At 48.1% G+C, this 12,041-nt stretch carries 6 protein-coding genes; 2 read left to right on the top strand and 4 right to left on the bottom strand.

Going from position 1 to position 12,041, the window contains the following annotated elements:
* Positions 1-545: 545 nt before the first annotated feature.
* Positions 546-1,820: a CAP domain-containing protein gene (locus QUB61_RS28270; RefSeq protein ID WP_333133262.1), complete on the top strand. Its 1,275-nt coding sequence runs from the start codon at positions 546-548 to the stop codon at positions 1,818-1,820.
* A gap of 90 nt (positions 1,821-1,910) precedes the next feature.
* On the opposite strand, the gene QUB61_RS28265 is transcribed toward QUB61_RS28270, so the two are convergent.
* The 4 genes from QUB61_RS28265 to QUB61_RS28250 form a co-directional block, all read right to left on the bottom strand.
* Positions 1,911-2,555, bottom strand: coding sequence for a methyltransferase domain-containing protein (locus QUB61_RS28265; protein WP_333133264.1), 645 nt, complete (start codon positions 2,553-2,555; stop codon positions 1,911-1,913).
* A 261-nt stretch (positions 2,556-2,816) separates the two neighbouring features.
* Positions 2,817-3,731, bottom strand: a complete 915-nt coding sequence (gene murQ, locus QUB61_RS28260) for an N-acetylmuramic acid 6-phosphate etherase (protein WP_333133266.1) — start codon at positions 3,729-3,731, stop codon at positions 2,817-2,819.
* A gap of 77 nt (positions 3,732-3,808) precedes the next feature.
* Positions 3,809-3,931, bottom strand: a complete 123-nt coding sequence (locus QUB61_RS28255; RefSeq protein WP_333133267.1) for a hypothetical protein — start codon at positions 3,929-3,931, stop codon at positions 3,809-3,811.
* A gap of 68 nt (positions 3,932-3,999) precedes the next feature.
* The gene (locus QUB61_RS28250) at positions 4,000-4,374 is read right to left on the bottom strand and encodes a DUF3110 domain-containing protein (protein WP_333133269.1); all 375 of its coding nucleotides are present in this window, start codon (positions 4,372-4,374) and stop codon (positions 4,000-4,002) included.
* A 594-nt stretch (positions 4,375-4,968) separates the two neighbouring features.
* Here QUB61_RS28250 and QUB61_RS28245 point away from each other — a divergent pair.
* Complete coding sequence (locus QUB61_RS28245; RefSeq protein ID WP_333133271.1) at positions 4,969-11,610, top strand: translocation/assembly module TamB domain-containing protein; 6,642 nt, start codon at positions 4,969-4,971, stop codon at positions 11,608-11,610.
* Positions 11,611-12,041: the final 431 nt, after the last annotated feature.

Genomic DNA, 12,041 nt, shown 5'->3' with positions numbered 1-12,041 from the left:
CTTGAGCCTCACGCGCATTCCTCCCGTCACTCAACGGGGTACCGTTAGAGTGCGGGACTCCTGCTGTTTTAGTTGAATTAATTTAGAATTTTTGGTGAGGATTCTACTAAAAACTCCGTTCGCGATCGCGCACAGAATTCACAAACCCGGTTTCTGACTATATTTCTCCTTCCTGTCCGCAAAACTCGTAGAAACCGGGTTTCTAGCCCGCCAGCCAGCGGGCTGCGCGCGCAGCGCCAACCTTACTAATCAGGAAAAATCTCAAATCTCAAATCTCAAATCTCAAATTGTATTGATGCCGCGGCCGATCGCAAATTCCTTTGAAACTCTCGCTTTCATTCGATCGCACTCTTCCCTTTCCCAACCAGAGCGGGGATATTGACATTCCCACTTTGACAAAAGCTATAATTAGAATAAATACAGCCGCCGCAGGGATTAACACAATTATTGAATTGTGCCCAGCCAGCTAGCCATCGGGGAAACTATCGTTAAGAGGGTAAGCAATCTACTAGCAACACCCACTCTTAAAACTGTTTATCATCCCCATGCTTGAACAACTACAAAATTCGGGTTCTCAGTCCTCGGACATTTTTACAGGAGAGCGATCGGCATCTCAAACCGCACCAAGCCCAACCAATCAAAACTTTATTTATAGAGTTTTAGAACTTACCAACATAGAACGCAGCAAGTTGAGTTTGTCCCCGCTAACCTTCAATACTCAGTTACTAAATGCGGCGGCAAATCACAGCCAAAACATGGCACTGCAAGACTTCTTTTCCCATACCGGAAAAGATGGTTCGTCATTAGGAAGTCGGATTAGTGCAACGGGCTATCAATTCTCAGCAGCAGCAGAAAACATCGCTGCGGGATCTTCTACACCCGAACAAGTTGTATCATCGTGGATGAACAGCAGCGGCCACCGGGCTAACATTCTTAACCCCAATCTCAAAGAAATTGGCATCGGTTACTATTTCTTAGCCGACGATACTGGCAGTGTAAATTTCAATCACTATTGGACGCAAGTTTTTGCGACTTCTCTTGACGGTAGTGTTAATCCCGCACCGATTCCTACACCGACTCCCACACCAAACACTATATCTATTATTTCGCCAATACCGAATGCTACAGGGGACGGCAGCCCGACGACAGCACCCAAAAATACAGCCAGCGGCGGCAATTATTTCCTATCAGATAGTGCCGATACTCAAATACCGGCAAATGCTGCGGGATTGTCAATTTTTGCCCTTTCCGGCAAAGACAATATCACCGGGGGAGAAGAGGTTGATAGCATTAATGGAATGCAAGGTGCGGATACAATTAATGGCGCAGGCGGCAATGACAGCTTATCGGGCGGCAAAGAGTCGGATTTAATTGATGGCGGTGTTGGCAATGATTCGATCGGCGCTAACAACGATAACGATCGAGTAATTGGAGGAGACGGCAACGATACTATTCGCGGCGGCAAAGAAGATGATATCTTGATGGGCGGTAACGGATCCGATTTGTTGGCGGGCGATCGCGGGCAAGATATGCTGACGGGCGGCGGCGGAAATGATACGTTTATCTTAGCAGGAGGTTTGTCGGCTTCGGCTACTTTAATTAGTGCGGATGTGATTGCCGATTTGGCGATCGGGGATAAGATTGGTTTGACTGACAGTATCGGATTTGCAAATTTGACTTTTGAATCGGTGAGTTTGCAGTTGGATGGAGGTGCAAGCGTCGCTTCTACGGCTATGAAGTCTGGGAACAATTATTTGGGAATCGTGCAGGGTGTAAGTGAAAGCCAGCTTACATCTTCTGTTTTTGTGAGTGCAACTTAGAAACATAAATTGCTGCGGGCATTAGCATACCCAGATCCCCGACTTCTTTAAGAATTCGGGGATCTAACTTCCTTATTCCTTCTGCTATATCTATTTTTTTGCTATGGCCCAAACCACAATCGGAAATTCTGGTTCATTAACGATTGAGTGGAATAGTGGGCCCTTATACTTTACCCAGCTCTCGAAGTTAGCTATGATACAGGCACGATTCCCCCATGACCACGTTTTTATGTTTTCAAGTGGAAATCCACATTCTGCTAAAAAATACTTCAGTCCTATCTCGGTCCAGCGAGTGTAATCGGAATCATCTACACCTTCATGACCTTGATGTATTTTGATCAAGAAGGGAGTCGATATCAGAAAATGTCCTCCTTCCTCTAGCATTTGATAGATGTTTCTGCCTGCATGATAGGGCTTGCGTAGATGCTCAAATACCTGTTCTGCAATAATCAAATCAAAACGTTCGTCTAATACAGCCGATTCACATAGGTCATACTCTGGATATGAAGTCGATTGAAATGATTTAAATCCGAAGTCTTTCCAATTTTCTGATGATATCTCTAGAGTATTTAAGTTCGTCACTCCCAGCTCCGATACAAGTTTTTTGCACTCCCGTTGCATGACAGCCCGCACCCAGATTTCATATTCTTCGGGAATTCGTAACAACTTCGTTTTTATGTTGTTTTTTAGATATCTTCTTGTCCTTTTAATCAAGCTTAGAGATTCGTCAACCATATTAAAGTCCTCTAAATTGCTATCTATTAGTCAAGTTTAAGGCTAGTTTTACCAAGACAGGACTTATGCAATCCGACCCAAGAAACCGGGTTTTTTAGCACATCTACCGGCTAGAAAGCGTCTTTCCGTAAAAAAACCCGGTTTCTCGATGCCCCTGGGTAAGTCCTGCAAGATTGGATTTCTCACCAAAGTTAACACGAATAGGTACGCTTGAGTATTTTTACCTGCAGGGAGAATTTTAATAAATATTACGACTACTGACTAATGACTAATTGATGCCACAGCCGAGCGCAAATTCCCTTGAAATTCGCCCAAAATTCGATCGCACTCTTCCTTCTCCAAACCAGTCCAGTGCATCATCAAAGCTAATTTAACAGACTTGCCACTTTTTTCGAGCAAAAAACCCGCCTCATCCCGGTTCAAATCAGTCAAATCCTGCAACATCCGCACAGCCCGATCGCGCAATTTCTTATTAGTAACAGCCACATCAACCATCCGATTGCCGTAAACCTTCCCCAGCTTCACCATTACCCCAGTCGAAATGATATTTAAAGCCATTTTTGTTACTGTACCGGCTTTCAAGCGCGTCGATCCCGCCACTACCTCCGGGCCAACCAACAACCGAATATCAACATCAGCCTCAAAATTCACTTGTTCGACGGGTACGCAGGCCATAAACACAGTCTTCGCCCCCCGCTGGCGCGCCGCCTGCAAAGCGCCCGCGACAAACGGCGTCGTACCTCCAGCCGTAATGCCGACAACTACATCTAAGTTGGTAATTTGACGGTGGGCGATCGCCTCAGCCCCATCCTCAGCCCGATCCTCCAAATCCTCCGAACTCCGCACCAAAGCCCCCGCACCCCCGGCAATTATGCCCTGTACGAGTTCTGGCGGCGTGCAGAAGGTGGGGGGACACTCGGCCGCATCGAGCACCCCCAAACGCCCGGAAGTACCCGCACCGACGTAAAACAGGCGGCCTCCTAGACGCAGAGACTCGGCTGCAATGTCGATCGTTTGGGCTAACTGTTCGCGGGCGCGGGCGATGGCGCTTAAGGTTTGGGCGTCTTCCCGGTTGAACAAGTCCACTAATTCGATCGAACTGAGTTGGTCTAAATTCTCGCTGTTGGCATTCACCTGTTCCGTCAGCAGATGCCCTCTTTCTTCTGAATTTTTCATGTTTTTTGATTAGTCATTAGTCCTTTGTCATTGGTCATTGGTCATTAGTCATTGTCATTAGTCGTTATCATTAGTCATTAGGTGTACAAAATATGGTAAGCATTGCCTGCCCGCTGGTGAGCTTGGTGAAGTCGTGACTCAAAGGCTCGAAATTTTCGGTTCTGGCGATCGGCTAAATCTACTTCCGAGAGAGAGGCCATTACCCATTACCCATTACCCATTACCCATTACCCATAACTGCTGACTAATGACTAATGACTAATGACTATTACAAAAGTCCTTCGAGTCGGCGGCGAATCGAATCCAGTTCGTTTTGGGAAACCTCAGAATCCGGCTCCGGCTCCGGCTCCGGCTCCGGCTGCCACTGAGTCTGTGTTACATTGTCTTCTGGCGGGATCGCCAGCGCGCCCGCCGGCACCAGTTCCCAATCATAATCAACACTATCGCAGAACTCCTTAATTTCCTCATCGTCGATCGCCTCGACAGCGGGTTCGGGAAAATCCTGAGCTTCCAACATCACGCCAAAGCGGGTGGCGTCGTCTTCTGACTCAAACATCAGAACTTTATGGCGATCGCCGAGTTGAATGGTATGAATTCCCTCGTTCTCGGTGCGGGCATTGAAGAGTAAGACGAACACTCGCATAAGTTTTAAAGACCTTCTTAACCACCGTTTTTTTATCTTAGGAGCGATCGGGCAACCGATTTTAGATTTTAGATTTTAGATTTTAGATTGACCACCGATCGAGCAACCGATTTTAGATTTTAGATTTTAGATTTTAGATTGACGAGGGATCCTGCCCTGGCGGGATCGAAATGATTTGGGGGATGTGGGCGACTGGGTTTTTGATTTTTGATTTTAGATTGACCCGCGATCCTGCACTGGGGGGGAATCTAGAGGATTTTTGATTTTTGATTTTTGATTTTAGATTGACCGCCGATCCTGCCCTGGGGGGGGAATCTAGAAGATTTGGGGGAGTTGGAGGACTTGGTTTTAGGTGGTGTTGCGTGTTTTGATTAAGTTCCGTAAAGCTTTCGGGAGTCTACCCTAGAGTAGGGGCGTGAATCAGCCTTCGTTCGATACTCTAGGAGGGCTTCGCTAACGCGCCATCGGCACTTCCGGCCTCAGTCCTGAGTCTAGCAAAGGCAGAAGGCACGGTTACGAATCACAGAATTATACCTGTCTAAAACCCTCTGATTTCCTCAATTCCTGAATTCTCACAAGCTCTGAGAAACACCCATGACTAACTCGCACGATGATACAAATCAACTCGCACCCCGCCCCCACCGCCGCTGGTGGCGTCTGGTGCTGCTTAGCGGTACGGGATTGGGCCTTATCGCCTTGGTTGGGGCCGCGGTAGCACTAGCGTGGGTGCGGGAAAAATTAGCTCCTTTGGTGGAAACTCAAGTCAGCCAGTTGCTCGATCGACCTGTGCAAGTCGGACGTTTGGAGAGATTTTCTCTGACAAGTTTGCGGTTTGGCAGATCGGCTGTACCTGCAACTGCTACCGATCCGGATTACGCTTCTACAGAAGCAGTGGAAGTGCAGTTTTCTGTTGGGCAACTCCTGTTCAACCGCACTCTCAAATTAGATATTACTTTAGTTAAAGCCAGCGCTTATATCGAACAGGATGCTAAAGGCCGCTGGGTTAATCTTCCAACTGCTGAGCGGAAATCTCCGGGTTTATTTAAAACTGAAGTTGAAGCAATTAGAGCTGAAAATGTCGGTGCCGTTTTGGTACCGAGTCCCGCAGTCGGACAGAAAACTTCTGCTCCGATTTCTGTAAGTCTGAAAAATGGCAGTGCTCTATTTCGCGACCAAAATCGGCGCGTACTCTACGAACTAAACGGTCAGTTTACTAACAGCGATAATTTTATAGTTAAAGCTGATTCTCTCTTACCTGCAGCTCAAACTAACGTGCAGTTGCAAGGTCAAAATTTGCCTTTGCCAGAACTCGTTCGCTTGCTGAAAGTTTCGGGTCTTTATTTACAAAAAGGTCTGGCTAATGGCAATTTGACCGTGCAATTGCGAGAAAATAAAGTATCGGGAATTGTGGGAACGGCTAGTTTTGGAGGAGTGCAAGCGAGTATTCGTCCGCTGAAACAAATCGTACAAAATAGCAGCGGTCAGTTGCGGTTTCAGGGAACTAATGTGATTGTCGATAGTCTGGCGGCTAATTACGGCCTAATTCCGCTGAAAATAGCAGGAACAGTTGCAACTGGAACTAATTTTAATCTCCAACAAGCTAGCTTCAATTTGACAACTAACGTGCAACCAGTCGCTTTTGCCAGTGTTGTCAGTGCGGTGGAGACAGAGTTAGGGCAGAAAGTAGTATTGCCCGTTGCTGTTGCGGGGGAAGTGAAGGCGGATGCCAAGCTGACAGGAACAGTTGCTCTGCCGGTGCTGACAGGTACGATCGCCTCGACAAAACCCGCTACGGTCGATCGGCTGCAATTAAACAATATTAGCACTAATTTCAAATTGCAACGCGGGAGAATAGCTCAAACCCCAACTCCCAATTCTCAATCTTCTATTCCCCCGTTTTCCTCTTTAGCTTTGACTTTGAGCGATATGTTGGTAGTGCCGGCAGCGGGGGGTAAAATTGGCGGCAAAGGTGAAGTTGATATTGCTTTAGGAAGTAAGAATTCGCCATCTGGTTTGGTGTTTGACTTCCAAGTTGAAAACTTGCCCGCCGATGCTCTCGCCCAAATTTACGCTCTCCCAGTTCCTGCTACTGTTACAATTGGCAGTGTCTCCGCAAAAGCTCAAATTTTCGGTCCGTTAGACAACATTCAAGCTAGAGTGCAATGGCAAGCACCGCAAGGGACTTTCCCCGCTGCGGGCTCGATTCGAGCCGGAAGGAATTCGGCGGATTTGCAAAATACGGTTGTGAAGATTGGCGACGCTTCTGTGAACGTGGATGCTGCGCTAAAAGACCGTCAGTGGCAAGCTTTGATCGAGGGCGATCGCGTAGCCCTCAACAGTTTGCAGCAAGTCGTACCGCGGCTTAATTTGCCTCCTGAACTAGCGGGTTTGTTCAGCGGAACGGCCGAAGCTGCGGGAACTCTGGACGATTTGAGTTTAAATGCGATCGCTGCGGCGGGCAAAGGAACGCTGAATATTGCTGACAGTATTGTTGATGTTAATGGCGAACTAGAATCTGGTCGCTGGCAAGTTTTTGGCAACACTCAAAAAGTTGCTGTCAATCAATTGATAGATATTGGCTTGCCGTTTTTAGCACGGGAAAATACCGCCAATCTAGACAATATAAAATCCAAAATCCAAAATCTAAAATCGTTAGGCGGACAGCTAGCCGGTGAATTTCAAGCAGCAGGAAATGTTGACAATTTGACTGCGGTTGGAATCAATGCTAGTGGCAACGGCAGGCTCAATTTTGCCGACAGCAATGTCAATTTTAAAGGAGAATTGGTAGCGGGAAACTGGCAAGCAACAGCAGCAACAGATCGCACTGCCATCAACCGCTTGGTAGATTTGACACTGCCGATTTTAGATGTGGCTTCAGCATTCAATCCCGAAAATCAGCAATCTGCCAATCTCAAATCCAAAATCCAAAATCTAAAATCGATCGACGGACTGCTATCGAGTCAAATTACAGCATCGGGAAGTCTTGACAATTTGACTGCTAGCAGCATCAATGCCAGCGGCAGCGGCAGACTCAATCTTGCCGGCAGTGATGTTAATTTACAAGGAGAATTGGCAGCGGGAAACTGGCAAGCAACAGCAGAAACCGATCGCACTTCCATCAGCCGTTTAGTAAATTTAGGATTGCCGCTGTTAGATGTTGGCTTAGCTTTCACTGCTGACAATCCCCAAACAGTCGCCAATATCAACAATCTCAAATCCAAAATCCAAAACCTAAAATCGATTGACGGACAAATATCGAATCAAATTCAAGCGGCTGGCAGTCTTGATAATTCAACCGTCCCCGACATAGCCGTCAACAGCAGCGGTCAACTCAATATAGCCGACGGTACTGTTGCTTTTAAAGGTAAATTAGAAGACAGACGCTGGCAAGCTTTCGCCGATGCCGATGGAGTTATTCTCAGTCGCTTAGAAGAAACAATCCGCAATACCCAACTGTTGACACTGACGGCGACTTTGCCTAAAGGATTGGACGGCAGAGTTAACGGTCAATTCCAAGCAGCGGGCAGTTTGGATAACTTGACAGCCAAGGGAATTAGTGCTAGTGGAGAAGCGCGGATTTTGGCAGATCGACTCGGGGCGATCGATACTACAGCCAAATTAGAAAACGGCAACTTGCAAGCATTGCTGGAAACGAACGGAATTGCCGTCAGTAATTTAGAACAAACCCTCAAACAAACAGGTTTGCTGACAGCGGATTTACCGCCAGAAATTAACGGAACCCTCGACGGGCAAGTCCGCATTTTGGGAACAGTAGACAATCTAACCGCCAACGGCATCACCGCCAACGGCGACGGACAAATTCGACTCGCCAACGGCGGAGGAATTGTCAATGCTAAAGGCCGCGCCGAATCGGGGAATTGGCGCGCGTCAATCGAGGGCGAGCAAATTGCTCTAAGTCGCTTCCAGCAAGCCTTTGAGTCGCAGCAACAAAGCTTGCAAGCCAAAGGTTTAGTCTCTGATGCCCCAAATCTCCCCCAGCTTCGAGGACTGTTTAACGGCAATATCAATTTATCCGGCCCGATTGCCGCTTCCTTACAAACAGTTCGCGCCGGCGGCAGTTTCCGCATCTCGGAATTGCCGTTTTTGAAACAACCTTTTGAGGCAGTATTTAATTGGGACGGCAAACGGGTGGAAATTGAGAACGCCACAAGTCCCGGTTTGACAGCAAACGGCTTTGTTAACGTCGAACTCGAAGGTAAACGAGTACCCTCAATTTCCAACTTAGATTTGGATGTCAGACTCGCCAACTTTAACCTGGCAGCCTTACCGGCAGGACAACTAGGATTTTTGACACCAGCTAATGTCAAAACTCCTTCAGAGAAAAACCAGCCCCTGCGCGGCAATGTCGATTTTACCGGCCGCCTCAGCGGAACCCCCGCCGCCCTCAGCTTAGTTGGCGACGTGGAAGTGCGGGGTTTAGCCGTAAATCAAATCGCTTTTGATCCGGTACTGGCGGGGAGTGTGAATGCGGATGCTGGGAAAAGTGTAGATTTGCGTTTGGCCGGCGCCAGCGACAAAATCGAAGTAGCTTTAAATCAATCTTTTCTGCCGACATCTTTCTTAATTCAACGCGGGGAATCCGTGGCTAGCGGCCAAACCGAGGGAGAAACTTTGCGAGTCAATTTAAGCGATTTTCCCCTGGCTGCTTTGAATCTATCACCCGGTAAAGAGGCAGGTTTGGGGCCGATAACGGGTACGGTTTCGGGACAAGTGAATGTGCCGGGTTGGAAGATGCCGTTAAATCCGGCGACTTTGCAAGCAACCGGACAAATTGCGATCGCCCAACCGGCGATCGGCTACATTAAAGGTGACAGTTTCCAAGCCGAATTCAGCTACGCTAACGGCAGCGCCAGTCTCACAAACGGACTTTTCCGCCAAGGCAGCGGTCAATACTTAATTTCCGGCAATGTTAAAACAGGCGCCAACCCCCAATTTGAAGGGAAAGTTAACGTACAGCAAGGCAATTTGCAGCAGGTTTTAGCCGCTTTGCAATATTTCAATATAGGCGACTTGGCCAGAGGCCTAAAACCTCCCGTTTACGGTGACAGCGGCGACGTGCAAACTGTAGCAGTGGGAGAACCAGAAGCCCCGCTAATCGAACAGTTGCGCCGCTTGGCAGAAATTGAAACAATTTTGCAGCAGCAGCAGGCCGTAAAAGCATCAGAAAAATTGCCTCCCTTATCTCAATTGCAAGGCATTTTTGGCGCGGAAATAGCTGTCGCAGGTTCTTTGCGAACTGGTGTGCAAGCTCAATTTAACGTGAAAGGCGATAACTGGCAGTGGGGAGAATATGTCGCCGAACAGTTCAGCCTTGAAGGCAGTTTTCAGGACGGGATTTTAACTGTTTTGCCTTTGGAAATTCGATCGGGAAAAAGTGCGATCGGCTTTTCGGGACAACTCGGGCAAAAAGCTCAATCCGGGCAGTTGCGGGTAGACAATGTACCGGTGCAAGAGTTAGCAAAAGTGGTGGAATTGCCTTTTGTGGATGTCACGGGAAATTTGAATTTGCGCGCGAATTTGGCCGGCAGTTTGGAAAACCCGCAAGCCACCGGGGAATTGAGTTTGCTTGAGGGCACGCTAAACGGAGAACCGATTAAACAAGCCGACGGCAGTTTCAGTTACAGCAATGCCCGCCTGAATTTTGGCGGCAGCGCTTTGATAACTCAAACAGAACCGATTGAGGTGCAGGGAAGTTTGCCTTTTGAGTTGCCTTTTGCAGCGGTGAAAGCTGACAGCGATCAAATCGATTTGAGGGCGAATTTGCAAAATGAAGGTTTGGCAATTATTAATGTATTGACTCCGCAAGTTGCGTGGGTCAGCGGCAAGGGACAGGTGCAACTTCGCGTGGGAGGAACGCTGGAACAGCCTGTAGCGCAAGGAATTGCGAATTTTGAAAATGCAACCGTCCGGGCGATCGCCTTCCCAGAACCGCTGACAGGGCTGACTGGGACGGTGCGCTTTGAGGGCGATCGTATTCGGGTAGAGGGAATTCGGGGACAGTTGAGTCAGGGACAAGTTGTGGCCGCTGGCGTGATTCCGCTGTCTGTGCCTTTTGCGGAGGGCGATGTCGATGCGGCTAATCCTTTGGCTGTGAATTTAGACAAGTTGGCACTGAACCTCAGAGGATTGTACCGGGGCGGCGTAGTCGGTCAAGTGCAGGCAAGGGGCACGGCTAGGCGCCCGCAGTTGAGCGGTAATATTGAACTGTACAACGGTGAAGTCTTTCTCCGGAGTCCCGGCGGCGGCACAACTGAGTTAGCTTCTGCCTCTTCTGCTTCTGATTCTCCTGCGACTGAGGTTTCTCCTTCCGCGGAGACTACGACTGAGGTTTCTCCTTCTGCGGGGACTCCGACTTCCCCTTCCTTTGAAGTTGGATTGAACGATTTGCGGCTGAATTTGGGCCGGGGAATTCGGGTAACGAGTGCGCCGATATTGAGTTTTCAGGCGACTGGGGGCTTGAGGGTGAATGGAACTTTAGATGACATTCGCCCCGAGGGTACGATTCGGTTGACTTCCGGGTCGGTGAATTTGTTTACCACACAGTTTAGACTCGATCGAGGATACCCGCAGACTGCTACCTTTGTACCAGCACAAAGACTCGATCCGACGCTGGATGTGAGATTAGCAACTTCGGTGCAGGAAGTAACGCGGTTCCGCACTCCCGGCACATCTGTAGCCTCTGAAATAGCAGACGAACCGACAAGTTTGGGCAGCGTGCGGAGTGTGCGAGTTCAAGCGTTAGTGCGGGGAAGGGCTTCTGGGTTGGCGGAAAGTCTGGAGTTGAGGAGTTCTCCGAGTCGATCGGAAACAGAGATTGTAGCGCTGTTGGGCGGCAGTTTCGTGCAGACTTTGGGACAGGGAGACAGTACGCTGGCGATCGCAAATTTAGCGGGTGCGGGTTTATTGAACAACCTTCAATCTGCGATTAGTAACGCCACAGGATTGAGCGAAGTTCGCTTATTTCCCACTCGGATTAGAAGCAACGAAGGAAAAACAGCTAGTTCCAGTTCGGCTGCGGGTTCTCTCGGTTTAGGTTTAGAAGTTGGGTTTGACATCACGCGCAATATTTCAGCATCAATCATTCGAGTTTTGTCAGCAAATCAACCGACTGAATTTACTGTCCGCTATCGATTGAGCGATAAACTTTTACTCAGGAGTTCGAGTAATTTTCAAGGAGACAATCGCGTCACTGCTGAATATGAATTGAGGTTTTAGTCATTAGTCATTAGTCATTAGTCATTAGTCATTAGTCATCAGTCATTAGTCATCAGTCATCAGTCATTAGTCATTAGTCATTAGTCATTAGTCATTAGTCATTAGTCATTAGTCATTAGTCATTAGTCATTAGTCATTGCTTTCGTCAGCGAAAGCGGAGTGAAGCGATCGCACAATTTGCGATCGCCACGTTAGATCCCGAGGGAAATAATACCTATTCTGTAGGGAAAGGGCATTGCCGTGTCCGGTGCCAGCAGCGGCGACTTTTAATAATTGGCATAAAATTAAGGACTGTAGCAAGACTTTTTAAAATTGGTCTAACCGAACATCATAATGGCAATACCCCATACCCCATATCCCATACCCAATTAATTTGCTATAATAGTAACAGCAGCAAATTGGTACTGCCAACCCCGCACACAAGGTTATAG

It is taken from the genome of Microcoleus sp. C2D2, from assembly GCF_036702495.1.
In the GTDB taxonomy this organism is placed as follows: domain Bacteria; phylum Cyanobacteriota; class Cyanobacteriia; order Cyanobacteriales; family Microcoleaceae; genus Microcoleus.
Note: the sequence above shows the minus strand (reverse complement) of the source record. Positions and strands in the feature narration are given on the sequence as shown.